At 70.5% G+C, this 25049-nt stretch carries 20 protein-coding genes and 1 tRNA gene; 12 read left to right on the top strand and 9 right to left on the bottom strand.

The window, feature by feature from the left end; all coding sequences use genetic code 11:
- Nucleotides 1-15: 15 nt before the first annotated feature.
- Genes CLV71_RS08050 through CLV71_RS08030 form a run of 5 tightly spaced genes read left to right on the top strand, consistent with a single transcriptional unit; the run spans nucleotide 16 to nucleotide 5811 of the window.
- The gene (locus CLV71_RS08050) at nucleotides 16-1854 is read left to right on the top strand and encodes an ABC transporter substrate-binding protein (RefSeq protein WP_208297459.1); all 1839 of its coding nucleotides are present in this window, start codon (nucleotides 16-18) and stop codon (nucleotides 1852-1854) included.
- 5 nt (nucleotides 1855-1859) lie between these two features.
- Nucleotides 1860-2879, top strand: a complete 1020-nt coding sequence (locus CLV71_RS08045) for an ABC transporter ATP-binding protein (RefSeq protein WP_133902011.1) — start codon at nucleotides 1860-1862, stop codon at nucleotides 2877-2879.
- Entirely contained in the window at nucleotides 2876-3928 is a 1053-nt protein-coding gene (locus CLV71_RS08040) for an ABC transporter ATP-binding protein (RefSeq protein ID WP_133902010.1), read from the top strand. The genes CLV71_RS08045 and CLV71_RS08040 overlap by 4 nt, the downstream gene beginning before the upstream one ends.
- Nucleotides 3915-4844, top strand: coding sequence for an ABC transporter permease (locus CLV71_RS08035; protein WP_133902009.1), 930 nt, complete (start codon nucleotides 3915-3917; stop codon nucleotides 4842-4844). Before CLV71_RS08040 ends, CLV71_RS08035 begins: the two co-directional genes overlap by 14 nt.
- 1 nt (nucleotide 4845) lies before the next feature.
- Entirely contained in the window at nucleotides 4846-5811 is a 966-nt protein-coding gene (locus CLV71_RS08030; protein WP_133902008.1) for an ABC transporter permease, read from the top strand.
- Between the two features lie 15 nt (nucleotides 5812-5826).
- Here CLV71_RS08030 and CLV71_RS08025 read toward each other — a convergent pair whose 3' ends face one another.
- Together CLV71_RS08025 and CLV71_RS08020 are read right to left on the bottom strand one after the other, a co-directional pair.
- On the bottom strand, nucleotides 5827-6972 hold the full coding sequence (locus CLV71_RS08025) for an NAD(P)/FAD-dependent oxidoreductase (protein WP_133902007.1): 1146 nt from the start codon (nucleotides 6970-6972) through the stop codon (nucleotides 5827-5829).
- Nucleotides 6973-7278: 306 nt separating this feature from the next.
- A complete protein-coding gene (locus tag CLV71_RS08020) occupies nucleotides 7279-8838 on the bottom strand; it encodes a phosphatidylglycerol lysyltransferase domain-containing protein (protein ID WP_133902006.1) in 1560 nt (519 codons plus the stop codon).
- A 131-nt stretch (nucleotides 8839-8969) separates the two neighbouring features.
- Here CLV71_RS08020 and CLV71_RS08015 point away from each other — a divergent pair, with 131 nt between their 5' ends.
- From CLV71_RS08015 to CLV71_RS08005, 3 genes are all read left to right on the top strand, one after another.
- Nucleotides 8970-9611 (top strand): DJ-1/PfpI family protein, encoded by a 642-nt coding sequence (locus CLV71_RS08015; RefSeq protein ID WP_133902005.1) that lies wholly within the window; start codon nucleotides 8970-8972, stop codon nucleotides 9609-9611.
- 88 nt (nucleotides 9612-9699) lie between these two features.
- Entirely contained in the window at nucleotides 9700-10983 is a 1284-nt protein-coding gene (locus CLV71_RS08010; RefSeq protein ID WP_133902004.1) for an aspartate aminotransferase family protein, read from the top strand.
- A gap of 242 nt (nucleotides 10984-11225) precedes the next feature.
- Nucleotides 11226-13058: a multicopper oxidase family protein gene (locus CLV71_RS08005; RefSeq protein WP_133902003.1), complete on the top strand. Its 1833-nt coding sequence runs from the start codon at nucleotides 11226-11228 to the stop codon at nucleotides 13056-13058.
- A 62-nt stretch (nucleotides 13059-13120) separates the two neighbouring features.
- Here CLV71_RS08005 and CLV71_RS08000 read toward each other — a convergent pair whose 3' ends face one another.
- Both CLV71_RS08000 and CLV71_RS07995 read right to left on the bottom strand, forming a co-directional pair.
- Nucleotides 13121-15139 (bottom strand): cellulose binding domain-containing protein, encoded by a 2019-nt coding sequence (locus CLV71_RS08000; protein ID WP_133902002.1) that lies wholly within the window; start codon nucleotides 15137-15139, stop codon nucleotides 13121-13123.
- A gap of 82 nt (nucleotides 15140-15221) precedes the next feature.
- Complete coding sequence (locus CLV71_RS07995; protein WP_133902001.1) at nucleotides 15222-16076, bottom strand: SMP-30/gluconolactonase/LRE family protein; 855 nt, start codon at nucleotides 16074-16076, stop codon at nucleotides 15222-15224.
- Nucleotides 16077-16440: 364 nt separating this feature from the next.
- Between CLV71_RS07995 and CLV71_RS07990 the strand changes: the two genes are divergently transcribed.
- Nucleotides 16441-18522 (top strand): acyltransferase family protein, encoded by a 2082-nt coding sequence (locus CLV71_RS07990; protein ID WP_166663999.1) that lies wholly within the window; start codon nucleotides 16441-16443, stop codon nucleotides 18520-18522.
- A gap of 180 nt (nucleotides 18523-18702) precedes the next feature.
- Here the strand turns inward: CLV71_RS07990 and CLV71_RS07985 are convergent, their stop codons facing one another.
- Nucleotides 18703-19005, bottom strand: a complete 303-nt coding sequence (locus tag CLV71_RS07985) for a hypothetical protein (RefSeq protein ID WP_133901999.1) — start codon at nucleotides 19003-19005, stop codon at nucleotides 18703-18705.
- 282 nt (nucleotides 19006-19287) lie between these two features.
- On the opposite strand from CLV71_RS07985, the gene CLV71_RS47545 reads away from it, so the two are divergent.
- The 3 genes from CLV71_RS47545 to CLV71_RS07975 all read left to right on the top strand — a co-directional run bounded on the left by CLV71_RS47545 (nucleotide 19288) and on the right by CLV71_RS07975 (nucleotide 22588).
- Nucleotides 19288-19464 (top strand): hypothetical protein, encoded by a 177-nt coding sequence (locus CLV71_RS47545; protein ID WP_166663998.1) that lies wholly within the window; start codon nucleotides 19288-19290, stop codon nucleotides 19462-19464.
- A 132-nt stretch (nucleotides 19465-19596) separates the two neighbouring features.
- Entirely contained in the window at nucleotides 19597-20208 is a 612-nt protein-coding gene (locus CLV71_RS07980; protein ID WP_133901998.1) for a DUF5134 domain-containing protein, read from the top strand.
- 79 nt (nucleotides 20209-20287) lie between these two features.
- Nucleotides 20288-22588, top strand: coding sequence for an alpha-L-fucosidase (locus tag CLV71_RS07975; RefSeq protein WP_133901997.1), 2301 nt, complete (start codon nucleotides 20288-20290; stop codon nucleotides 22586-22588).
- Here the strand turns inward: CLV71_RS07975 and CLV71_RS07970 are convergent.
- The 4 genes from CLV71_RS07970 to CLV71_RS07955 form a co-directional block, all read right to left on the bottom strand.
- The gene (locus tag CLV71_RS07970) at nucleotides 22579-23049 is read right to left on the bottom strand and encodes an NUDIX hydrolase (RefSeq protein WP_133901996.1); all 471 of its coding nucleotides are present in this window, start codon (nucleotides 23047-23049) and stop codon (nucleotides 22579-22581) included. The genes CLV71_RS07975 and CLV71_RS07970 overlap by 10 nt on opposite strands.
- Before the next feature lie 28 nt (nucleotides 23050-23077).
- A tRNA-Cys gene (locus CLV71_RS07965) sits at nucleotides 23078-23148 on the bottom strand.
- Nucleotides 23149-23330: 182 nt separating this feature from the next.
- Entirely contained in the window at nucleotides 23331-24326 is a 996-nt protein-coding gene (locus CLV71_RS07960) for an NAD(P)-dependent alcohol dehydrogenase (RefSeq protein ID WP_133901995.1), read from the bottom strand.
- The gene (locus CLV71_RS07955) at nucleotides 24323-24967 is read right to left on the bottom strand and encodes a DUF2306 domain-containing protein (RefSeq protein WP_133901994.1); all 645 of its coding nucleotides are present in this window, start codon (nucleotides 24965-24967) and stop codon (nucleotides 24323-24325) included. Before CLV71_RS07955 ends, CLV71_RS07960 begins: the two co-directional genes overlap by 4 nt.
- Between the last annotated feature and the right edge of the window lie 82 nt (nucleotides 24968-25049).

Genomic DNA, 25049 nt, shown 5'->3' with positions numbered 1-25049 from the left:
CCTAGCGTCGATTTCATGTCCGCTTCAGGCAGCAAAAGAATCACCGTTCTGTCGCTGATGACGCTGGTCGCGCTCGGGGCAACCGCGTGCGGCGGCTCCACCACCAGCGGCACGGGCACCGGGAACGGCTCCGGTTCCGGCCAGGGCGCCAACGTCAACGCGACCGGGTCACCGACGCGGGGTGGGACGTTGCGCGTCATCGGCAACGCGGACGTCGACCACCTCGACACCGCGTCCGCCTACTACACGACCAGCTACTCGCTGGAACGAACCTTCACCAGGCAGCTCTACAGCTACCCGGCGTCGACCGACAAGAACAAGGCGCTCGAACCGGCGCCGGACGTCGCGACCGAGCTGCCGACGAAGTCGAACGGCGGCATCAGCTCCGACGGCAGGACGATCACCGTGCACCTCCGGGACGGTGTCAGGTGGAACACCACGCCCGCCCGCCAGGTCACCGCGGCCGACTTCGTGCTCGGCTTCAAGCGGCTCTGCAACCCGACCCAGAACTCCGTCGGGGCCCCGGGCTACTTCGAGGACACCATCGCGGGCATGAAGGACTACTGCGCGGCGTTCGCGAGCGTCCCGCAGAACGTCGCCGCGTTCATGGATTTCATGACGAGCCACGACATCAGCGGCATCCAGGCCGTCGACGACACGACCCTGAGGTTCACGCTCACCAAGCCCGCGGGCGACTTCGTGAACATCCTGGCCCTGCCGTTCTCCTCGGCGGCTCCCGTCGAGTACCTGAACTACATGCCGGACGACGCCGACTTCCGCCAGCACACGCTGTCCGACGGCCCGTACGCGATCACGAAGTACGTGCCCGGACAGTCCTATGTGCTCGGTCGCAACCCGGCGTGGCAGCAGAGCAGCGATCCGCTGCGCCACCAGTACCCCAACGGGATCCAGGTGACGCTCGGCGCCGACGAGAACGCCGTGCAGCAGCAGATCGCCGCGGGCACGCAGGACCTGGAGTGGGACACCACGGTGCCGACCGCGGACGTGCCGACGCTCAAGGCGGGTTCGGACGCGCGGCTGGGCATCTACCCGAACTACGACTCCAACCCGTTCCTCGTGTTCAACGAGCAGAGCCCGAACAACTCCGGTGCGCTCGGCAAGGTCGCGGTGCGCCAGGCGCTCGAGTACGCCGTCGACAAGGTGGCGCTCGGCCAGATCTACGGCGGCACCACGCTCAACACCCCGCTGGACCAGGTGATCCCGCCCGGCAACGTCGGCTACCGGGCGATCGACCCGTACAGGACCACGGGCTCACGCGGTGACCCGGCCAAGTGCAAGTCGATGCTGGCCGCGGCAGGCTACCCGAACGGCCTGACGCTGACCGACGTCTACCGCACCTCGGGCAAGCACCCGGACGTCTACCAGTCGGTGCAGGCGGACTTCAAGAAGTGCGGCGTCACGATCGTCGGCAAGCCCGCCGCCGCGTCGGACTACTACGGCAAGTACCTGTCCGACCCGACCGCCGCGAAGTCCGGCGTGTGGGACGTGTCCGAGCCGGGCTGGGTGCCCGACTGGTACGGCAACAACGGCCGCGCGATCGTGGAGCCGCTGTTCGACGGGCGCACCTACGGCCCGGGGTCGACCGACTGGGGCGACTACGACAACGCCAGGGTGAACGCCGACATCGACAAGGCACTGTCCACGACGGACTCGTCGCAGGCGGCGAGCGCGCTGCACGACGCGGACACGCAGATCATGAAGGACGCGGCGCTGATCCCGTTCCAGACGCAGTCGACGCCGCTGATGCGGTCGGAACGGGTGCACAACGCGGTGTTCTGGCCGTTCTCCACCGAGTACGACTACAGCAACGTGTGGCTGGACCCGGCGAGCTGATCGGGATGAGCCTGCTGACGGTGCGCGACCTGTGGGTCACGTTCAACTCCGCGGACGGTCTGGTGCAGGCCGTCCGCGGGGTGTCCTTCGACGTCCAACCGGGACAGACCCTCGGCATCGTGGGCGAGTCCGGGTCCGGCAAGACGGTCTGCACGCAGTCGCTGATCGGTCTCGTGCCCGGCGCGTCGGTGCGGGGACAGGCCTTCTTCGACGGCGCCGACCTGCTGGCGATGCGGCCCGCGGAGCAGCGGTCCGTGCGTGGCGCCCGCATCGCCGCGATCTTCCAGGACCCGCTGTCGAGCCTGCACCCGCTGTACCGGGTCGGCTGGCAGCTCGAGGAGATGATCCGCGCCCACCGGCCGGTCACGCGGCGGGCGGCCCGCACCCGCGCGGTGGAACTCCTGGAGCTGGTGGGGATCCCGCACGCGGCCCGCCGCGTCTCCGACTACCCGCACCAGTTCTCCGGCGGCATGCGGCAGCGCGTGATGATCGCGATGGCACTCGCGCTGGAACCGGAGCTGATCATCGCCGACGAGCCGACCACCGCACTCGACGCGACGGTCCAGGCGCAGATCCTGGACCTGTTGCGGCGCTTGCAGGAGGCGACGGGCACCGCACTCGTCATCATCACCCACGACCTCGGGGTGGTGGCCGACATCGCCGACGAGGTGCTGGTGATGTACGCGGGTCGGGTGGTCGAGTCGGCCGGTCGGCGAGCGCTGTACTACGAGCCGCATCACCCGTACACCAAGGGGTTGCTGGAGTCGATCCCCGGTGCGGCAGGCCATTCCGGTGCGCTGCGGCCGATTCCGGGGCAGCCGGCGAGCATGATCGCCGTACCACCCGGGTGCGCGTTCCACCCCCGTTGCCGGTACGCGATGGACCGCTGCCGTTCGGACCTCCCGGACCTGCACCAGGTCGGTGCGGGACACCGGTCGGCGTGCTGGCTGCCCGGCCGCCTGCTGGGTTTCGGCGTGGACGTGGAGGCACAACGGGAACGGGCCGCGAGGGAGCTGAGCGCATGAGCAACGATGTGTTGCTGCGGTTGGACAACGTCGTCAAGCACTACCCGATCAAGCAGGGGGCGTTGGTACGCAGGCAGATCGGCGCGGTGCGGGCGGTCGACGGGGTGAGCCTGGAGGTGCGGCGCGGGGAGACCCTCGGCCTCGTGGGGGAGACCGGCTGCGGGAAGTCCACTTTGGCCCGTTGTGTGACCAGGCTGCATGCCCTGACGGCCGGTACGGTCGAGTTCGACGGCCGTGACATCTCCGACCTGTCCCGACGCGCGTTGCGGTCGGTCCGCCGCGAGATCCAGATGATCTTCCAGGATCCCTACGGCGCACTGAACCCGCGCCGCAGGGTGGGGTCGATCATCGGCGACCCGTTCGCCATCCACGGCATCGCCGACGGCGCCGAGCGCGAGCGGCGTGTGCAGGACCTGATGGCGCTGGTGGGCCTGAACCCCGAGCACTACAACCGTTTCCCCGCGGACTTCTCCGGCGGGCAGCGGCAGCGGATCGGGGTGGCGCGGGCGTTGGCGCTGCGGCCGGCGCTGGTGGTGTGCGACGAGCCGGTGTCCGCGCTGGACGTGTCGATCCAGGCGCAGATCCTCAACCTGCTGGCGGACCTGCAGCGGGAGCTGGAGCTGACCTTCGTGTTCATCGCGCACGACCTGTCGGTGGTCGAGCACGTCAGCGACCGCGTGGCGGTCCTGTACCTCGGCAGGATCGTCGAGGTCGCCGACGCGGCGGAGCTGTACGCCAACCCGCGTCACCCGTACTCGGCCGCGCTGCTGTCCGCCGCGTCCGTGGCCGACCCGGACCTGGCCGAGCGCCGCGAGCGGATCGTGCTGACCGGTGACGTGCCCTCCCCGGTGGACCCGCCGAAGGGCTGCCACTTCCACCCGCGTTGCCCGAAGGCACAACCGATCTGCGCGGTGGAGGCGCCGGAGCTGGTGGCCCGCCGGGGAGATCCGGCCGCACACCTGACGGCCTGCCACTTCCCGGTCGAGCCGGGCGACGACCTGACCCGAGGACCCGGGCCGGCCGGAGGAGTCCCCGATGACGGCCGTTGACCTCCACGCGGCGGACGTCTCCAGCGCGCCGGTGATCGAGGGGCGCGGGCCGTGGCAGCTGGCGTGGGCGCGGCTGCGGCACGACCGGGTCGCGGTCGCCTGCATGGTGTTCATCGTCCTGCTGGTGCTGGTCGCCGCGCTGGCCAGGCCGATCAGCATGCTGGTCGGGTACTCGCCGACCGACCAGGACCGGACGGGTGGCATCAGTCCCGACGGGCTGCCGATGCCGCCGAGCGTGCACCACTGGCTCGGGACCGACAACCTCGGCCGCGACATCCTCGTCCGGATCGTCTACGGCAGCCAGGTCTCCCTCGCGGTCGGCGTCGGCGCGGCGGTCGTCGCCGTGCTGGTCGGCGTGGTGGTCGGCATGTGCGCCGGCTACCTGGGGCCGACGGTCGACTCGGTTCTCGCGCGGCTGATGGACGTCGTGCTGTCGTTCCCCTTCCTGCTGTTCGCGATCGCGCTCGTGACCGTCGCGGGCCCGAGCGAGCTGATCGAGGTCGCGGTCATCGCGTTCTTCTCGTGGGCGGCGGTCGGCCGGATCGTGCGCGGGCAAACACTTGCCATCAGGGAGAAGGAGTACGTCGAGGCCGCCAGGTCGCTGGGGGCCGGTCCGCTGCGGATCATGCTCGTCGACGTGCTGCCGAACCTGGTGGCGCCGGTGGTCGTCTACACGACGCTGCTGATCCCGGTGTCGATCGTGTTCGAGTCCACGCTGTCCTATCTCGGCGTCGGCATCATCCCGCCGACCCCCAGCTGGGGCAACATGATCAGCGACGCGCAGAGCTACTACCAGGTGGCGTGGTGGTTCCTGCTGTTCCCGGGGCTGGCGTTGATCCTCACGACGTTGGCGTTCAACCTGCTCGGCGACAGCGTGCGTGACGCGCTCGACCCCCGTTTCGCCGGGAGGTCGTGACATGCTGCGCTTCCTGATCCGTCGCGTGCTGACCGGCGTGCTGGTGGTGTGGCTCATCAGCGTGATCGTGTTCGGGCTGTTCTTCGTGGCACCCCACGACGTCGCCCAGCTGCTGCTCGGCAAGTTCGCGGCGCAGAACCAGCAGCTGGTCGCGTCGGTCACCAACCAGCTCGGCCTCGACCAGCCGGTGGTCGTCCAGTATGGACACTTCCTGGGGCGCCTGTTCCACGGCGACCTCGGATACTCCTACTACAGCCACCAGCCGGTCACCACGCTGATCGGCCAGGCGTTCCCGGTGACGGCGTCACTCGCGCTGGGTGCCGCGGTGATCTGGCTGGTGCTCGGCGTGCTCGTCGGCGTGCTGTCGGCCACGCGCCCCCGGAGCTGGCTGGACCGCGGCGCGACGCTGTTCGCGTTGGCGGGCCTGTCCTTTCCGACGTTCGTGTTGGGCTTGTTGCTGCTGTTCGTGTTCTTCTACCAGCTGCACGTGGCGGGCGTGAACCTGTTCCCCGGCGGGGGATACGTACCGCTGACGACGAGCCCCGGCCAGTGGGCCCAACACCTGGTCCTGCCGTGGATCACCCTGGCGGTGGCGACGATGGCGGTGTACGTCCGCCTGACCCGCGGCCAGCTGGTCGAGGTGCTCGGCGAGGACTTCATCCGCACGGCACGGGCCAAGGGTCTGCGCGAGGGCCGGGTCATCTACCGGCACGGCCTGCGTGCGGCGCTGATCCCGGTGGTGACCCAGTTCGGCATCGACGTGGCGACCCTGCTCGGCGGCGTCATCGTCACCGAGCAGGTCTTCGGCCTCAACGGCCTGGGCCGCATGTCGGTCCAGGCCGTCACCAACTCCGACGAGCCGGTGATCATCGCGGTCGTCCTGCTGGCCGCCGTCTTCGTGGTGGCGGCCAACATCGTGGTCGACCTGCTGTACGCGGTGCTCGACCCCCGGATCCGCCTGTCCTGACCCGGCGCCGCGTCGCTACAGGGGCGTGCCGACCCGCTTGCGGTACGGCGCGATGACGGCGGGCATGCCCACGGTGACGAGGCCGGTCAGGACGCCGTCGCGGGTGTAGTGGCCTGCGAACCTGCCGTCGAGCGCGCCGTCGAGGACGGTCAGCTCGTCGTCGGCGGACGGGAGGCCGATCACCTGGAACTTCGACTGGTACTGGTCGGTCCAGAAGTACGGCACGGCCGTGAGCGGGACGCGGTCCGCCGGTTCCGCCAGGACGTTCCTGGCCACCAGCGCGGCCGTGTCGCCCGCGGTCTGCCAGTGCTCCGGGCGGACGGTGCCCTGCGCCCACGGGTGGGGGAAGCGGGCCACGTCACCCGCCGCGAAGACGTTGATGGCGGACGTCGCGCCGAAGCGGTCGACCAGGACGCCGTCGTCGACACGGACCGCGGAGCCGGACAGCCACTCGGTGTTCGGGATCGCGCCTGCCGCGACCACGACCAGGTCCGCGTCGAGCGCGGTGCCGTCGGCCAGCACGACCCGCTCCACGCGGTCGTTCGCGCCCTCCAGGCGGGCGACCCTGGTCGAGCAGCGGACGTCGACACCCCGCGACCGGTGCAGGTCGGCGATCACCGAGCCGATCGCGGGCCCGAGGGCGGTCACGAGCGGCTGCTCCAGCAGCTCCACGACCGTCACGTCAAGGTCCAGCGCCCGGGCGCTCGCCGCGATCTCGCAGCCGAGCACGCCGCCGCCGATGACCACCACCCGCTTGGCCTCCCGCAGCGCGGCACGCAGGGCCAGTCCGTCCGACCACGTCCGCAGCACGTGCACGCCCCGCCTGCCGTCGAACAGCCGCCGGGGACGCATGCCCGTGGCGATCACCAGGCGGTCGTAGCCGAGGGTGGTGCCGTCGTCGAGGAGCACGCGGTGCCCCGAGGACCGCAACGCCGTCGCGTGCACGCCGGACAGCAGCTCAACGTCGGCGTCGGCTCGCAGGTACGGCGGCTCGGCGGGCTCGTCCTCCTGCGTCAGCACCTGCTTCGACAGCGGCGGACGGTCGTACGCGGCATGCGGCTCACCGCCGACCAGCGTCACCGTGCCGTCGAAACCGGCCCGGCGCAGCCGTTGCGCGGTCCGGGAACCGGCAAGCCCCCCACCGACGATCACGATGTCCATGCCGCCTCCTCGCCCGCTGCGTGGCGCCGGAACGCTCCGCAGGCTCCGCTGCACCGGCGCCCTCCGCGGGCTCCGGGGCGGCCTGGATTTTGATGGTTCGCTCCGCAAGCTCCGCTCACGCCGTCTCCTCGCCCGCTGCGTGGCGCCGGAACGCTCCGCAGGCTCCGCTCACGCCGCCTGAATATTGATGGTTCGCTTCGCGAGCTCCGCTCATGTGCCGTCTCCTCGGGTTCGGCTACCACGAGGAAACCATCCCGAGGACGAGGCGGCATGTCACGACGATGGAGCGGCACGTCGCCGCTGGTCCTAACCGTCCATCTGGGACGGCCGGAGCGGGACGGCACGTGGCGAGGTCCCGTGCACGGCGTGTGCCCTCGGCGCGCGGTGGCGGTCGTACACCAGGCCGAACTCCATGCCGACCATCGCGGCCACCACCACCGGGATCGACAGCCACGACGGGAACGCCACCCCACGCGGCTGGTATCCGGGGCGGAACTTCGCGTTGAACCGGTACAGCGACTCGACGCGGATGAACGGGTCCAGCAGGTGCAGCGCCTGGTAGCCGGCCCGCTCGAAAAGCCCCCGCTCGTCGGAGTCCAGCAGTGCCCGGAAGGCCGCGAAGTTCAGCGACAGCGTCCTGACGCCGCGTTCCCGCGCGTACTCCACCAGGTCGGCGATCATGCGTTCGTTGAGCCCGTTCACACTGTCGTGCTCGCGACGCATCGTGTCCAGCGACAGCGTGTCACCACTGGGTGCGTACCGCTGGCAGCCGACCAGCCTGCCCGCCGCGTCCCGCGCGAGGACCAGCACGCACTCCGGGTGCCTGCCCGTCGCCAGGCCGTCCAGGATCATCGAGAAGCCGCGCTCGCCGCCGCCCCGCAGCCACTGCGTGGCCAGCGTGGCCACCTCCGCGAGCAGGGCGGCGTCCAGGTCACCCTCACGGGCGATGGTCGTCGTCACCCCGAAGTGTCTGGTTCGCTGCACGGCCTGCCGCACGTTGCGCATCGCGCGGCCCGACATGGTGAACGTCTCGACGTCCATCAGCACCTCGTCGCCGATGCCGACGGTCCGCAGGCCGTGCCTGTGCCACAGCGGCGCCAGGTCGTCACGCACGGCGAGCGCGGCCACCCGCCAGCCCGCGCGCTCGCAGACCCGCACGAACTCGGCCACGGCGTCCGGGAACGCCTCCGGCTCGCCCACCGGGTCACCGCCGACGACCGCCACGCCGAGTAGCACGCGGTAGCCGACCGCGGCCCGGCCGTCGCGGCTGAACACGTACGACCGGTCGTGGCGCAGCACGAACGGCGCAAGCGTGTCCGACGAGGGGTGGCGCACCAGCTCGCCGACCCGCGACCGCGTGCCGACGTCCGCGGGCGCGGGCGGCGGCGCGGGGGCCAACAGCACCACCAGCATCACGCTCGCACCGAGCAGCACCAGCGAACCGAGGTCCAGCCGTAACTCCTCGTGTCCGTGCAGCAGCAGGTCGTACAGCGCGCCGGTGGCCAGCAGCGTGAGCCCGCAGATCGCCGCCAGCCGCACCCGCGCGGGTCTGGGCACCGCCGGGAACGCGTCGCGCCGCAGCACGAGCACGACCCCGGTCGCCACCAGCGCCACCGCCACGAGACTGCGCCCGGCGAGCAGCACGCCGAGGCCCGCGACGCCGAGCGTCACCCAGTACGCGACCTTGCGTCTGCGCAGCAGCCCGTGTGCGAGCACCAGCAGCATGATCGCCAGCAGCCCGGCGTGCAGCCGCCCCCTCGGTCCGTGGCTCACCAGCTGCGCGACCCAGCCGGGTAGTGCGACCCGTCGTGCGGCGAGCAGGCTCACGACCGCGAACCCCGCCGTGATCAGGCCGAACGGCCACACGTGTCTCCTCGTCCCCTCCACATCGTCAGTCTCGCACCTGATCGACGAGCGCATTCATGAGTCTCGCCACGGCGTGGCGGCCGCGGCTACCGTTGTGGTGCGCGGCACAACGAGCTCGGGGAGACCTTCCAATGCGTATCGCGATCCTGCTGTTCGACAGGGTGACGTCCCTGGACGCCGTCGGGCCGTACGAGGTGCTCAGGTTCGCCCAGCAGGCGGAGGTGGTGTTCACGGGCAAGGAGGTCGGCCAGGTCCGCGCGGGCGCGGGCACGCTGGGGTTGATGGTCGACAAGGAGCTGTCGGAGGTGCCGTCCGCGGACGTCCTGATCGTGCCGGGCGGGCCCGGCCAGGTGGACCTCATGACGGACACCGAGGTGCTCGAGTGGCTGCGCCAGGTGGACCAGACCACGACGTGGACCGCGTCGGTGTGCACCGGGTCGCTCGTGCTGGCCGCCGCGGGGCTGCTCAGGGGCCGCAAGGCGACATCGCACTGGCTGGCGCTGGACCAGCTGCCCGAGTTCGGTGCCGAGCCGGTCGAGCAGCGGGTGGTGTTCGACGGCAAGTACGTGACGGCGGCCGGTGTGTCCGCCGGGATCGACATGGGGTTCCAGCTCGCGGGCCGCATCGCGGGCGACGTCGCGGCGCAGTACATCCAGCTCGGCCTCGAGTACGACCCCCAGCCACTCCACGACGCGGGCTCGCCCGCCAGGGCCCCCGCCGCGATCGTCGCCGACATGCGGGAGAACAGCCACCTCTACCTGCGGGATACGTGACGCCGCGTTCTCGCCCTGCGGTCGCCCTGTGGTCAAGTCCTGCTGGAGCAGGGCTTTCGCGTGCGTGACCGGTGTTATAAACCAGGACATGGCGCTGGACGACGTGCTGGGCGAGGTCAGGAACCGTTTCGCCGCCGCGAATCCCGGGAGCCGTGCGGCGCACGACACCGCGTCGGCGGTCATGCCCGGCGGCAACACCAGGACGACGCTGTTCTACCCGCCCTTCCCGCTCACCATGGCGGGTGCGGAGGGCTGCCGGCTCACCGACCTCGACGGCCACACCTACGTCGACCTGCTCGGTGACTACACGGCCGGGCTCTACGGCCACAGCAACCACATCATCCGCAAGGCCGTGGAGTCGGCGCTGGACGGCGGCTGGAACCTCGGCGCGCACGGGGAACGGGAGGCGCGCCTCGCGGCAGTCCTGTGTGCACGCTTCCCCTCACTCGACCTGGTGCGCTTCACCAACTCCGGCACCGAGGCCAACCTCCTCGCGCTCGCGACCGCGACCACCCGCACCGGGCGCGGCACGATCCTCGTGTTCGAGGGCGGCTACCACGGTGCCGTGCTGACGTTCGCGGGCGGCGGCTCGCCCGTCAACGTGCCGCACCGCTTCGTTGTCGGGCACTACAACGACCTCGACGCCGCGGCGGCACTGGCCGACGAGCACGCGGCCGACCTCGCGGCGATCCTCGTCGAGCCGGTGCTGGGCGCGGGCGGGTGTGTCCCCGCGACCCGGGCGTTCCTCGAACTGTTGCGCCGCAAGGCCACCGAGACCGGCGCCGTGCTGGTCTTCGACGAGGTCATGACGTCGCGCATGTCCGGCGGCGGCATGCAGGAGCTGCTCGGCATCACGCCGGACCTCACCACCCTCGGCAAGTACGCGGGCGGCGGCATGTCGTTCGGCGCGTTCGGGGGCAGGCGCGAGCTGATGTCGATGTACGACCCGCGCCGCCCGGGCGCGGTGCCGCACGCGGGCACGTTCAACAACAACGTGTTCAGCATGACCGCGGGGTACGTCGGTCTCACCGAGCTGTTCCCGCCGCAGGTGAGCGAGGCGTTGTTCGCGCGGGGCGAGCGGCTGCGCACGCGGCTCGGCGAACTGTCCACCGAGCTGCGCTGGACGGGCGTGGGCAGCATGATGACCGTTCACTTCCAACGCGAGCCGATCGCCTCGGCCCGCGACATGCGGCCGACGCCTGAGCTGAACGAACTGTTCCACCTGGACATGCTCCACCGGGGATTCCACCTCGCGCGCCGGGGCATGATCGCGCTGAGCCTGGAGGTCGGCGACGCGGAGTGCGACGCCTTCGTCGAGGCGGTGGCCGGGTTCCTCACCGACCACGGTTGCCACCTCGCCTCCGCTGTGTGACGTCGCGTAGTCGGCCCGGTCGAGATTGTGCGTCCTGTGCAACTCGCGTGGCGGGATCAGCAGAGTTCACCTATGCTCGCGGTAACCGATGCGGGGGCTCGGTGACCTGGGGACTGGGGAGTTTCTCATGAGGGGGAATCGCGTTCCGACCCTGTTGTAGTTCGGTGCGCGCTCTTTGACATCCGTTGTGTGACAACGGAGGTGCTCCCCTGCGTAATCGACGCAGGAAGCAGGAGGAATCGATGACGGAGGTCATCACACAACCGACGACAACGGCCGCGCCCGTCGCGCCGCATTACGGGTTGACGAAGTTTCTCGACCCGCTGCGAATTCCGCCGGTGATCCGGCCGCATTCGTGGTGGCACCAGGAAGAGATCGCGATCAGCATGACGAGGGCCGGCGTGCGGTTGCATTCACAGCTGCCGGTAACCACGGTGTGGGCGTACGAGGGCCAGTTCCCCGGGCCCACCATCGAGGTTCGCAGCGGCAAGCGGCTGCGCGTGGCGTGGAGCAACGACATCGACGGCACCATTCCGCTGGTGGCCGTGAGCGCACCGCCCTCGGCGGCGAACGTGCCCGGCTACCGCAACGCGGACGGCACGCTGCGCGCCGGCCACAAGCTCATCGAGGGGGTCGCCGAGCTGCCGTCGTGGACCGTCGTGCACCTGCACGGCGCCATGACCAACGCGGGCAACGACGGCTGGGCGCACAACGCGACGCTGCGTGGTCACGCGCAGCTCACCGAGTACCCGAACGGGCAGCAGTCGACCACGCTCTGGTACCACGACCACGCGATGGCCGTGACCAGGTTCAACGTCCACGCAGGCCTCGCCGGGATGTACCTGATCCGCGACGAGGAGGAGGACGGCCTCGACCTGCCCGGGCGTGACCACGAGATCCCGCTGCTCATCACCGACCGCAACCTCGACACCGACCCGGTGACGGGGGCGCTCACCGGGCAGCTGCTGTTCAAGCCGGCCGAGGTGGCGCCGGGGGTCATCATCCCGGTCACCGGGCCGTTCAACCTGGTCAACGGCGTGCTCTGGCCGCACCTGGACGTCGACGCGCGCTGGTACCGGTTCCGCGTCGTCAACACGGCGAACTCGCGGTTCTACCGGCTGAACCTGGTCGACGAGGCAGGCGCCAACCACAACGACGCCGTCCGGATCATCGGCACCGACGGCGGCCTGCTGCCCGCGCCGGTCCAGCTGCCCGCCGCGGGCATCGAGCTGGCGCCCGCCGAGCGGCTGGACGTGCTGGTCGACTTCGGCCGGTTCAGGGGCGCCAGGCTGCGGCTCACGAACACGAACGTCCCGGTCGGCGGCCCGGTCGAGCCGGACCTCATGGAGTTCCGGGTCGAGCACCGCGACCGGCACGACCCGTTCGAGCTGCCGGAGACGCTGTCGAAGTCCTACGTGCGGCTGGAGCACGGCACGACGGTGCCCGACGACCACGACCACGTGTTCGTCGGCCTGCTGCCGCCCGGCTCGGCCGGTGAGGCCCACCCGCAGATGTGGGAGCTGCAGGAGGTCACCGACCCGGCGGAGATGCCGACGGAGTTCCCGGCGGCGGGCGTCATCCAGCTGACGGACCCCAACTCGGGTGAGGTGCGGACGTTCCGCAAGGTCGCGAGCCTGTTCGACGACACGACGACGTTCTTCGTCGACCACGGCCGCTGGGCGGTGTGGAACCTGGTCCACCTCGGCGGACCGGCACACCCGATCCACATCCACATGTCGCAGTTCCAGCTGCTGACGAGGAAGGCGTACCCGCTGTCGGGCGGGAACGTGCCGGGCCTCGACGTGCCCGTGGGCGGCACGACGGCGCCGCTGCCCGCGCCGGGACCGGGCACCCCGATCGAGAAGCACGAGGAGGGCTGGCGCGACACGTTCCAGGTGAGGGCGGGCGAGTGGGTCACGGTGGCGGGTCAGTTCACCGGCGCCACCGGTGAGTTCATGTACCACTGCCACATCCTCGACCACGAGGACGAGGGCATGATGCGCCCGTTCGTGGTGCACCCGCCCGAGGTGGCTCGTTTCCACATCCACCCGGGAGGCCATCACGGCGGTCACTGACCGGCCGGTGGGGAAGGTTGTGCCCCAACGGGTCGTCCCGTTGGGGCACAACGCCGTCCGGCTCAGGTGGCGCAGAGCGTGCCGTTCAGCCGGAACGCGACCGGGGTCACGTCCGGTCCGGAGTAGGCGCCGACGAACCCGACGTTCCACGTCGCGCCCGCGGCCAGCGCGGTCTCACCCACCACGTGCACGGTGTCGCCGACCTGCGACCACGTGGCGTTCCAGCCGCTGTCCAGGCGCTGCCACGCCCTCGGCCAGGTGAACGTCAGCTCCCACGGGCCGACCGGGTGGTCGGTGTCGTTCGTGATGTCGACGCTCGCGACGTACCCGTTGCCCCAGTCGGTGGTCTTCGCGAATCCGACGGTGCACGTGGACGTCGCTGGTGTCGCGGTCTGGAACGTCAGCGGCGGCGAGGCCCACGACAGCCGCCCGGCCGTGTCCCTGGCGACCAGGTTGACGGTGTACTGGGTCGCGGGCTGCAGGTTGGTGACCCGGAACGACTGGCCGGTCGTCTCGCCCCACTGCTGGGTGGTCGTGCCGACCTGGCGGTGCAGCTCGTACTTGAGGCTGCCGCTCCCCGGGGGCGGGGTCGGCCACGTGATGGTGGCGGCCCGGTCGGTGACGTCGGTGGCCAGCGGCCGGGCCGGCGTCGGCGGCAGGGTGGTCTGCGCGGTCGGCCGCAGCACCAGCGTGGTCAGCGAGTACGGGGCGAGCGTCACCGACCTGGCGGATCCCGATCCGGTGGTGATGGCCGTGTTGCCGTTGCCGTAGGTGAGCACCTGCGCGGTCGTCGACGGCGTGTACCCGGTGTAGCCGAGCGTGACCGCCTTGGTGTTGTCCGGGTCCTCGTTGGCCAGCAGCACGGAGAGGCCGCCGTCGGTGCGGCGGGCCGCGTGCACCTTGACGAGCGGGTCGGTGACCTCGGCGGGAACCAGCTGGTCGCCGGGGCCCGCGAACGTCGAGAGCATCGACAGTGCGTGGTACGGCGCGAACGGTGTGTTGACCGCGGGCTCGCACACGCTGCCGTCGGTGGTGCAGCCGCCGCTGGAGAGCAGGCCGAAGTCGTTGTAGTCCGGTTGCCCGGCGATCGTGGACGTCTCGGCGATGCCGTTGTGGACGTTCCACCAGTCGATGTTGAACACGCCGTTGGCCATGAGCGTCGCGTAGGAGTCGGCCGCGAACAACGCGCCCGGCTGGGTGTTGCGGCCGTAGGAGGTGTTCAGCTCGGTCATCGCGATGCCGAGGTCCTTGTTCGCGTACTGGCGCATCTGCCTGCGCAGCAGCTGGACCTGGTCGGCCACGCGGTCGGTCTTGGGCAGGACCTCCGGTCCGGACGCGCCTGCCGGGTACCAGTGCACGATCGCGAAGTCGACGACAGGCCCGGCGATCGAGAGCACGACCTGGTTCCACGGCCCGGCGTCACCCTCCGCGGTGATCCCGTCCGGCCACTCGCCCGGGGTGGTGAGCACGGCCCCGATCTTGATGCTCGGGTCGACGGCCTTCATGGCCTGCGCGTAGTCGCGGACGAGGGTCGCGTACTGGGCGGGCGACTTGTCCGGGTGGTCGTCGGCCTCCCAGGCGGAGCCGTAGTGGCCGTTGCCGTAGTTCTCGTTGCCGATCTCCCAGTACCTGACGCCGTAGCCCTTCTCGACGTTGGCGTAGCGCACCCAGTCGGCCGCCTCCTGCGGGGTGCCGGTGCCGTAGTTGGCGGTCACCACCGGCTGCCCGCCCGCGCGGCGCACCCCGGCCATGAAGTGGTCGAAGTCGGTGTTGGGCGCGACGTAGCCGCCGGGCGCGGTGTTGTCGCGCCAGTGGTAGATGTCGGAGTACGAGCCGCCCGGGTAGCGCATGGCCCGCACACCCGCGTTCTTCAGCAGGTCGGCGACGGCCGGGGTGCCCAGCTCGGTGTCCCAGACCGCGTGGTTGACCCCCAGTGCCGTGGGGCTGACGGTTTCCAGGCCGGCGCGCGCGTTGACGACGACGTCGACCCCGGCCGGGGCGGCGGTGGCGGGTGGCCCACCCACCATCCCGAACCCGGCGAGAGCGAACACCAGTAATGCGGCAGGGCGCGAACGTCTCATGGACCTGTCCTCGTCGACAGCAGGGTCTGGGAGCGCTCCCAGACTGGCTGTCGGGTGCCGGTCTTGTCAATGACCACCCGGGCTACGCGGCTGGTCGGGCCGGCGGGCCGCCGACGGGCAGCCGAACGGTGAAGACCTTGCCCGCGTGCGGATAGCGGGCGCTGTCCTCCTCGTCGTAGCCCTCCCGGGACGTGGTGACGAACAGGCGGTCGCCCGCGAAGGCGCAGCTGGACACCTGCGGGGCGGCCACGTCGACGAACGCGAGCGTCTCGCCTGCCGGGGAGTAGCGCCGCACCCCGCTGCCGCCCCACAACGCGACCCACAGGCAGCCCTCGTCGTCCACGCACATGCCGTCCGGCGCCCCGCCGCCGACGGCGAAGGCCGCGCGCCGGTCGGAGATCCCGCCGTCCGGCGCGAAGTCGAACACGTCGACCCGCTGTGTCGGGGTGTCGATGTAGTACATGCGGTCGCGCGTCCACGCCATGCCGTTGGAGATGGTGACGTCACGCAGCACGGTGGTCACCGAGCCGTCACCGTCCATCCGGTACAGCGAGCCCGCGCCGTCCTCTTTGGACCACGCCATGCTGCCCGCCCAGAACCGGCCGTGCGGGTCGCACTTGCCGTCGTTCATGCGGTTGCCGTCGTGCTCCCGCTCGGCGAGCACGGTGACGGTCCCGTCGAGGTCGAGGCGGGCGAACCCGCGACCGGCGGCACACAGCCAGCCACCGTCGGGATCACCGGTCGGGACCACGGCGCCGACCGGCATGCCCAGCTCGTAGGTGCGGACGACCTCCAGGCCGTCGTGCCACCGGCCGCGGTGGACGAGGCCCGCGAACTGGTCGACCCAGAGCAGTTCGTCCCTGCGGGCGTCCCAGGCGGGACCCTCGGCGTGCTCGGCCCTCGTCTCCAGCGCCGGCTCGGCGGTGTAGCGCTCCATGACGTGCGTCCCTGCTCGTAGGTGTGCCCTGGAACACATTACGATCCCGCCCACACCCCGACGCGACGGCCTGTACCGGTCGCCCCGTGACGCTCGCTCCGCCGGTCGACTGCCGGGCGGGCGTAACCCCGGCCACGCCGCGCCCGATGACCAGCCGGGCGGGGTTGCCGGGTAATCTCGTCGATCGCGCTCGAAAGGATGAATTTCGAGGGACGAGGCAACGACTCGCAGTGGTCGGGCGTGGTGTCGGTGACCACGGGCGAGGAGGGGGATGGATGCGAAGGGTGATGCTCGCGGTGGTCCCGTTACAGCAAGTGACGGCGGTGGGCGGCCGCACCCGCCCCCCGGGCATCGGGGTCACGGGATGACCGACACGCTCGAGCACGCGAACGCGAACGCCAGAACGCGCCGGATCATGCTCCGTGTCCGCGTCCCGAAGGCGGCGAACGGCTTCCGCACCGACATCCAGGCGCTGCGGGCCGTCGCCGTGCTGGCCGTCGTGGCGAACCACCTCTGGCCCCACGGGCTCACCGGCGGCTACGTCGGCGTCGACGTGTTCTTCGTGATCTCCGGGTTCCTCATCACCGGGCACCTCGGCCGCGAGCTCACCGACACCGGGCGCGTCCGCCTCGGCCGGTTCTACGCCCGCCGCGTCCGGCGCCTGCTGCCCGCCGCGTTCCTCGTACTCGGGTTCGCCGTGGTCGCCTCCTACTTCCTGCTGCCGTACCCGAGGTGGGCGGCCACCGCGCAGCACGTCATCGCCAGCGCGCTCTACGGCGAGAACTGGCTGCTCGCCGCGGAGTCGGTGAACTACTCAGCCGCCGACACGGCCGCGAGCCTCACCCAGCACTACTGGTCGCTGTCGGTCGAGGAGCAGTTCTACCTCGTGTGGCCGGTGTTCCTCCTGCTGTGCTTCAGGTACCGCCGCGTCGGCGTGGTCACGGTCGGTGCCGCGTCGCTCGCGTTCTGCGTCTACTTCACCGCCACCTCGCCGAGCGAGGCCTACTTCGTCACCCCCGGCCGGATGTGGGAGTTCGCGCTCGGCGCGGTCGTCGCGCTCGCGGGGGCACGACTCGCCATCCCCACCAGGGTCGCGGGCCTCGTCGCGACCGTGGGGCTTCTCATGATCGTCGGCTCGGCGGTCGTATACGACCAGACGACCGTCTTCCCCGGCTACCTCGCGCTCGTGCCGACCACCGGCACCGCGCTCGTGATCCTCGCGGGGAACCAGGGCTGGCACACCGGGTTCCTCGCACTGCGGCCACTGCAGTGGCTCGGCGACATCAGCTACTCGCTCTACCTGTGGCACTGGCCGCTGCTCCTGCTCGCCCCCTTCGCGCTCGGCAGGACGCTCACACTGCCCGACACGCTCGCGCTCCTCGCCGCGGCGCTGATCCTGTCGTACCTCACCAAGATCATCGTCGAGGACCGCGGCCGGACGTGGAAGCCACTCGCCCGCAGCACCCCGCTCACGTTCGCGGCCATGGTGCTCGGGCTGGTCGCCATCGTCGGCGCCTCGCTCACGCTGGGCTGGACCTACGACCGGCACGTCGCCCAAGCCGCGCGGGAGGCGCCGTCGCCGGTCGAGCGGTGCCACGGCGCCGACGCGATGTCCGGCGGCTGCGCGGACCCGTTCAGGCCCGCGCGGGTCACGGCCATGGGCCCCGCCAACGAGTACTACCAGCTCCCGTCCGAGTGCCGCCTGCTCGACGACAACATGGCGGGCGACACGAAGACCACCAACGTGTGCGACTTCAGCGGCGGCGCACCGGACCCCGAGGTCGTGTACCTCGTCGGCGACTCCCACGCCGTGCAGTGGCAGGGGCCGCTCGTCGACCTCGCACGTGCGCACCACTGGGTGTTCAAGTCCGCGACCCTCGGCGGCTGCCCGTTCGCGAAGGTGGACTTCACCGGGTACCGGACGGAGGCCACCGAGGAGGCGCGGGAGGTGTGCGCCGACTGGACCCAGCGGATGACCGACGCCATCGCGGCGGAGCGCCCGGCCCGCGTGTTCATGTCCTTCTTCGCACGCAAGGAGAACGTCGACGACGGCAGCGGGCGCCCGGCGGCGGAGCAGTACCGCGACGGCATCGAGCCGTACGTGGGCGCGTGGACCCACGCCGGTGCGGACGTGACCGTGCTCGCCGACCCGCCGCTCAACGGGGACGTGCGGTCGGCGGACTGCGTGACGCTGCACGAGAGCGACCCCGCGCAGTGTGCGGTGGACCGGTCGGTCGCCCAGCCGCCGGACCCGCTCGTCGAGGCCGCGCGGGCACTCGACAACCCGGCGGTGTCGGTCGTCGACCTCACGGATCGCTTCTGTGACAAGCAGAAGTGCTACGCGGTCGTCGGCGGCGTCGCGGTGTACTTCGACGAGAACCACATGAACCTGGAGTTCGCCAGGAGCCTGCGGCCGATGCTGGCCGCCGCACTCGGCTACTCCTGACGGCCACTGGCACGAGGTGAGCGCGTAGGTGACGTCGTTGTCACCTACGCGCCGGAACGTGGGTCGCACGAACGGGTGGTGGGCGTCTACTCGGGAACGGTCCTGAACGCGCGCGACTTTCCGGATCGCCATCCGACGATATGTCCATCGAGGATGAGTCCGGGCGACGAACGGCTCGCGTCAGCCTTTCTTCGCCATGATGTCCACGAAGTCGGGACGGTTCAGCAGCTCACGCAGCAGTACCAGGTCCGCGAGACCGATAGGCGGCGCCACGGGCTCGGCTGCCGGTCTCGTCCTCGCGCCGCCCATCAACAGCAGTCTGCCGGCCGCGACGTCGCAGCCCTGCTCGCTGGCGCCGCCGCACACGGGACAGCGGAACGAACAGTTCACCCGGCCTGGTTCGGCCGCACCGGAGACGATGACGTCGCTCGCCGGCAGTGTCACCTCCCCACAGTCCTCGCAGCGCAGGCGTAGTCGTCGCATCTCGTCACCTCTCCGGTGTGAATTCTTCATGATCGCTTCGGGAAGGCCTCATGAGAGTAGTCGGAGAGGATCACTCTCTGGTTCCCGGCGGACTACCGCGGGCTACTGATCATGGCCGTCGGGGTCTACGGCCGTGCAGGGCGCACCGCGCAGCGGAGTCCCCTGATTGCCACGGCGAGTTGACATGGCGGGGGTGCCTGACCAGGATCAGGGTCATCACCTGGAAGCCGGCAACGGTGACGCACTTTCTCGAACTTCTCGTCAGGAGAAGGGAAATACGTCATGACCACCGCCAGGAAATCCTACGAAGCGGGCGGTGGTGGCGTCCTCAGCGCCACCCGCGCCGCGCTCGACGCGGCGGGCATCGCCGCCGATCGCAGCGAGCACTGCCGCATCCACTCGGAGAGTGCCGGCCGCGCCGCCGAGCTGCACCGCACGCGGCTGTCCAACCTCTGCTGACCCGAGCGCCACCCTCCTTCGGTCGTCGCCCCCGACCGAACGCGCACTATCTGCACAGCGGCCCCGGTCTCCCGCATCCCGGGGGCCGCGTCGTGCTTCCCCTGTCGTGGCCTACCTGGGAGCGTCACCGACATGGCCGGTCCGGACTGGTTGCGCTGGACACTCACCATCCTCTTCCTTGCCGTGGCGGCATACTGCGTGTTCCGACTGGCACGCGCCCGGCACGTGCCGGGCATCTACCTCGGCTGCCACCGGGCGACCGACGTCGGCCACGGCATGATGTGCGCGGGCATGGCCGTCATGTGCTCGCCGGTCGGCGGCCCCATCCCGGTCGCGGGCTGGCAGACGGCGTTCCTCGTGAGCACGTCGTGGTTCGCGGCCTCGTGGCTGAGACAAAGGCATTCCCAGGCCGCCGACGTCGGCTGGCACGGCGGCAGCCTGCACCACGCCGTCGCCGGGCTCGCCATGCTCTACATGCTCACGGCGATGCCGAGCGGCGACGGCCACCACGGGATGGCCGCACCGTGGATGCCCGGGATGCACGACGCGGACCTCGCACTGCCGGTCGTCGGGTGGGGATTCGCGACATACTTCGTTGTGCACGCAACAATTCTGGGGATCCGGGCGGTACGTGCCACCCCCTCGTGCGACGCCCGCGTGCCCGCCCTGCTCACCGCGCCCCGGCTGACAGCGACATGCCAGATCTTCATGGCGCTCGGCATGAGCTACATGCTCGTCGCGTAAGCCACCCTTGACTTCACGTGGTCGACTCCAGCAGCATCGAATCATCGGATGGCTGAGGGCTGCACCCGTTGGAGTGTGTATGCGACCGCGACCGAGGCTCACCCTGTCCCTGCTTGCCGCAACCGCTTTCCTCTGCGGAATCGTGCCCGCGCCCGCTGTCGCGGCGCCACCGGACGCCGTCGCGCCCACCCCGGTCGTCGTACCAATCGACCGCTACTTCGACAACGACGGCATCGACTCCGCGTCCGCGCGAGACGGCAGCTTCGACGGCTCCGGCTACACCTTCCCCGCCGAGGCACTGCCGACCGGCCAGATCACGGTGGACGGTGTCCCCTACGCGTTCCCGAGCGCGGCGGCGGGCGCCGACAACAACGCCGTCGCGACGGGACAACGCCTCGACCTGCCGGAAGGGCACTACCACAGCGCGTACCTGCTCGTCGCCGGCAGCTACGGCATGGCCTCCGGCACCGCGACCGTCCACTACACCGACGGCACCACGACCACCGCCTCCCTCGCCGGCCCCGACTGGTACAGCGGCGCAGGCCAGATCGCCGCACCCTTCCGGTACACCCCGGACGGCGGCACCGACCAACACCCGGTGTCCATCTCGGTCGCGCGCATCTGGCTCGACTCCTCCCGCGCCGCCGTCGGCGTCACCCTGCCGACCACCAACCCCCCGCGCCCCAACGAGTCCAGCCTCCACGTGTTCGCGCTCACCCTGCAGCCCGCCGCCACCGGCACGCTCCTCGCGCTACGCGGCGCACGGTCCACCCCGAAACTCCTGACCGGCGGCGTCCAGGCCGTCGAGGCCACGGTCGTGAACCTCGGCGACGAGTGGATCACCACACAGGACGCGGTCTCGGTGTCCGCCGAGGTGTTCGGCGCCAGGACCGTCCAGCCCGCCACCATCCGCAGACTCGCCCCCGGCGAGGAGGCCCGCGTGCGGATCGGCATCACCCGCACCGGCGCACCCGTCGACACGATCGTCAACGGAAAGGTCGTGGTCACCGGGAAACGGCTGCGCGCCGAACAACCCGTCCGGTTCACCCTCGGCGTCGCGGACTACCAGGCGACCGACGCGTCACTCGGCGGTCACGAGTCGCCCTACTGGTTCGACGACGCCAAGTTCGGCATCTTCATCCACTGGGGCCTGTACTCGGTGCCCGCGTGGTCGCCGCCGGGGGAGCAGTACGCGGAGTGGTACTGGCGCTGGATGGAGGACCCCGACAACGCCGTCCACGCCCACCACGCGCAGACCTACGGCGAGGACTTCGCCTACGACGACTTCATCCCCGGCTTCACCGCGGCGAGGTTCGACCCGGCCGCGTGGGTGCGGATGATCCAGGGCGCAGGCGCGAAGTACTACGTGCTCACCGCCAAGCACCACGAGGGTTTCGCGCTCTTCGACTCCGCGGTGTCCGGCCGCGACTCCGTCGACCTCGGACCCCACCGCGACCTCGTCGGCGACCTGTTCGCCGCGTCACGCGAGTACACCCCGGAACTGCGCAACGGCCTCTACTTCTCGATGCCCGAGTGGTACAACCCGGACAGCCCGTGGATGGGACACGGCCCCCGGAACCCGTACACGGGCGCGCCCGAGCCCTACACCGGGTACCAGCCCGGCCGCGACTTCGTGCACGACTACCAGGCGCCACAGATGCGGGAGATCGTCGAACAGTACGACCCCGACGTGATCTGGTGCGACATCGGCGGCGACAACGACAGCCGCACAGTCCTCGCGGAGTACTTCAACCACGCCAAGAACCGGCCCTCGCCGAAGGACGTGACGGTCGACGACCGCTGCGGCATCCCCACCCACGACTTCACCACCCCCGAGTACACGACCTACCCGGACACGGTCGTGCGGAAGTGGGAGGCGAGCCGAGGCCTCGACCCGAGATCCTACGGCTACAACCAGGCCACGCCGGACGACCTGTACATGACGGCCGACGAGGTCGTGGACACGCTCGTCGACGTCACCAGCAAGAACGGCAACTTCCTGCTGGACATCGGCCCGCGTGCCGACGGCTCCATCCCGGACATCATGCGGACACGGCTACGGGAGACCGGCGAGTGGCTGCGCGTCAACGGCGAATCCGTCTACGGCACCACCTACTGGTCGCGGATGGCCGCGCAGGGACCGCTGCGCTTCACCGTGAAACAGAACGACGCCTTCTACATCACGTCACTGGAAGAACCAGGCGACCAGGTCGTCGTCGACGCGCCCGTGCCCATCCGCGCGGGCGACCGGGTCACGATGCTCGGCTACGACCACGCGCTGCGGTGGACCTGGCAGGACGGCAGTCTCGTCATCGACGTGCCCGCCGCCGCCAGAGCCGCAGGCAACCGGGCGTGGACGTTCAAGGTGAGCTATCGCTGAGACCACTCCACCGCCGGTTCGGCGATGGGTGGCCAGCCGTGCAGACCGAACGGCTCACGGCGAAGGAACAACTCGATCCCGGCCCGGGTGTAGGGCACGGTGTCCACCGGGAGCCGGTCGAGCGGAAACCAGCCGATCTCCGAGCACTTGTGCGGTTCGGCGTTGTCGGGTTCGCCACGCCACCGGCGGGCGTGGAAGAAGAAACCGACGCGTGCCTGGCCGTCCGGGTGGCGGCAGTGCAGCGCCGCGGCCATGTCCAGCTCGCCGCGACCCAGCTCGATCGCGATCTCCTCGCGTGCTTCGCGGATGATCGCGGCAACCACGTCCTCGCCATCCTCGAGCTTGCCGGACGGCAGGTTCCACTGGCCGTCGGCGTAGCCGGTGTTCTGGCGCCGAGCGAGCAGGACCCGCCCGTCGCGGACCAGGAGGAGCATGACGTCGACGGGGCTCGTGTAGGGCATGAGCGAGGGTACTCAGACGACGTGATCGAGGCGAAGACGGGATTCGAACCCGCGTGCGAGGCTTTGCAGGCCACTGCCTAACCACTCGGCCACTTCGCCGCAAGCGCCGGGGACGGCGCGGTCAGTGCGACGGACAGCTCGCGCTCGCCTGCAGGCGGAACGCGACGTGCAGGCGGCCGACGGGAGTCGTGCCGGTGGTCATGCACCGACCTTCGCAGGCGCCGGCCGGCACGGTCAACCGTTCCCACGGGGTGGAAAGGCGCTTGCCGGCCGGCGCACGATCACACCGTGACGACCACCTTCGCGCGGGCATGCTCCCGCTCGACGTACCGGATGGCCTCGGCGGCCTCACCGAGCGGATAGATCCGGTCGATCACCGGGGTGATCTCGCCTGCCTCGATCAGCTCCCGCAGCGCCACCAGGTTCGCACTGCTCGGCACCTCGACCACCGTGACCAGGCGCTGGCGGACGAAGCGCGCCATCAGCTGCGCCTTGACGAACAACCCCATCGGACCGACCAGGCTGCCGCCCTCCGACGTGCCGCCGCCCGACAGCAGGAACACCCCCTCGGGTGTGAGCGCGCGCCGGAACGCGCCGAGCGAATGGTTGCCCACCAGGTCGAACAGCACGTCGTAGCGCCGCCCGTTCCGCGTGAAGTCCTCGCGGGTGTAGTCGACGACGTGGTCGGCGCCGAGATCCCGCACCAGCGCCGCGTTCCTCGTGCTGCACACCGCGGTCACCTCGGCGCCGTAGGACTTCGCGAGCTGCACCGCGAACGTGCCGACCCCACCGGACGCGCCGTTGATCAGAACCCGTTGCCCCGCCTGGACCTTCGCGTCGTCCCGCAGACCGATCAACGCCGTGTTCGCGGCCAGGGGCACCGCCGCGGCCTGCTCGAACGTCAGGTTCGACGGCTTGTGCGCGACCTGGCCCGCGGGCACGGCCACGAACTCGGCGAACGTGCCGCCGCGCGGGCCGAGATCGCCGAACACCTCGTCACCCGGCTCGAACCCGGTGACGTTCCTGCCCGTCGCCGCGACCCGACCCGCGAAGTCACAGCCCCGGATCTTCGAGGCCGGGGCACGCAACCCGCCGACCCCCGAGCCCGTGAGCCGCGCGATGTAGGGGTCGCCACGCATGATGTGCCAGTCGGCGGCGTTGACCGACGCCGCGTGCACCTCGACGAGCACCTCGTCGTCATCGGCCACCGGGGTGTCCACCGCCCGGAACTCCAGCACGTCCGGTGAGCCGTAACGGTCCTGCACGATCGCTTTCACGGGGTTCTCCTCCGCATCCTGTGGATGATCACTTCGGCGACGGCGAGGTTGAGCACCCACGCCCCGCCGAGCAACAACGCCCTGGCGGTCACGCCGGGCTGACCGACGGCACCCACGTAGATCCCCGTGAGCACCGCCTGCGTGTCCGCGCCGATGCCGACCAGGTAGGCGCGGGTCAGCCAGGCGCGGTGCGCGCTGACGTCGTGGCGCCGGATCGCCTGATAGCCGAGCACGAGCGCGACGAACATGAACGTCCCGAACACCAGCCGGAACACCTCGAGCAGGGCGCCGTCACCGGGCGGCTTCGGGTAGAACAACGCCATCCACAACGCGGCCGCCGCCGCGACGAGACCCGCCGGAATCACGATCCGCCCGGCGACCCGATGCCACCGGTGGCGCCGCAGACTCCGCGAGAACTGGAACCCGCCGAGCACGGTGAACGTGGTCGCGCCGACGATGTGCAGGATCAGCGGCACCGGCGAGGCGAAGAACCGGGCGCTCTCCTCGGTGATGGGTCCACCCGCGACCAGCTGACCGACACGCACGATGCCCGCGGTTACCGGGATGGCGCTGAACGTGATCAGCACGGCAGGCACCAGCCACCGCCGCCGGGTCGTGGGGCGACTAACCGTCGTCGTCATGCGGCAAATCGTGCCGCCGCGAGGGGCCCCGGCTCATCGGAAGTTGGGCCGCGATCGGGCCGTCCTATCGTCCGGGAGCCGG

It is taken from the genome of Actinophytocola oryzae (assembly GCF_004364325.1).
Classification (GTDB): domain Bacteria; phylum Actinomycetota; class Actinomycetes; order Mycobacteriales; family Pseudonocardiaceae; genus Actinophytocola; species Actinophytocola oryzae.
This window is presented reverse-complemented; position numbering and strand designations above follow the sequence as displayed.

Bases quoted from the DNA above. Each gene is read 5' to 3' on its own strand.
- CLV71_RS08050 (WP_208297459.1), top strand. From the start codon at position 16: ATGTCCGCTTCAGGCAGCAAAAGAATCACCGTTCTGTCGCTGATGACG.
- CLV71_RS08045 (WP_133902011.1), top strand. From the start codon at position 1,860: ATGAGCCTGCTGACGGTGCGCGACCTGTGGGTCACGTTCAACTCCGCG.
- CLV71_RS08040 (WP_133902010.1), top strand. From the start codon at position 2,876: ATGAGCAACGATGTGTTGCTGCGGTTGGACAACGTCGTCAAGCACTAC.
- CLV71_RS08035 (WP_133902009.1), top strand. From the start codon at position 3,915: ATGACGGCCGTTGACCTCCACGCGGCGGACGTCTCCAGCGCGCCGGTG.
- CLV71_RS08030 (WP_133902008.1), top strand. From the start codon at position 4,846: ATGCTGCGCTTCCTGATCCGTCGCGTGCTGACCGGCGTGCTGGTGGTG.
- CLV71_RS08025 (WP_133902007.1), bottom strand. From the start codon at position 6,972: ATGGACATCGTGATCGTCGGTGGGGGGCTTGCCGGTTCCCGGACCGCG.
- CLV71_RS08015 (WP_133902005.1), top strand. From the start codon at position 8,970: ATGCGTATCGCGATCCTGCTGTTCGACAGGGTGACGTCCCTGGACGCC.
- CLV71_RS08010 (WP_133902004.1), top strand. From the start codon at position 9,700: ATGGCGCTGGACGACGTGCTGGGCGAGGTCAGGAACCGTTTCGCCGCC.
- CLV71_RS08005 (WP_133902003.1), top strand. From the start codon at position 11,226: ATGACGGAGGTCATCACACAACCGACGACAACGGCCGCGCCCGTCGCG.
- CLV71_RS08000 (WP_133902002.1), bottom strand. From the start codon at position 15,139: ATGAGACGTTCGCGCCCTGCCGCATTACTGGTGTTCGCTCTCGCCGGG.
- CLV71_RS07995 (WP_133902001.1), bottom strand. From the start codon at position 16,076: ATGGAGCGCTACACCGCCGAGCCGGCGCTGGAGACGAGGGCCGAGCAC.
- CLV71_RS07990 (WP_166663999.1), top strand. From the start codon at position 16,441: ATGACCGACACGCTCGAGCACGCGAACGCGAACGCCAGAACGCGCCGG.
- CLV71_RS07985 (WP_133901999.1), bottom strand. From the start codon at position 19,005: ATGCGACGACTACGCCTGCGCTGCGAGGACTGTGGGGAGGTGACACTG.
- CLV71_RS47545 (WP_166663998.1), top strand. From the start codon at position 19,288: ATGACCACCGCCAGGAAATCCTACGAAGCGGGCGGTGGTGGCGTCCTC.
- CLV71_RS07980 (WP_133901998.1), top strand. From the start codon at position 19,597: ATGGCCGGTCCGGACTGGTTGCGCTGGACACTCACCATCCTCTTCCTT.
- CLV71_RS07975 (WP_133901997.1), top strand. From the start codon at position 20,288: ATGCGACCGCGACCGAGGCTCACCCTGTCCCTGCTTGCCGCAACCGCT.
- CLV71_RS07970 (WP_133901996.1), bottom strand. From the start codon at position 23,049: ATGCCCTACACGAGCCCCGTCGACGTCATGCTCCTCCTGGTCCGCGAC.
- CLV71_RS07955 (WP_133901994.1), bottom strand. From the start codon at position 24,967: ATGACGACGACGGTTAGTCGCCCCACGACCCGGCGGCGGTGGCTGGTG.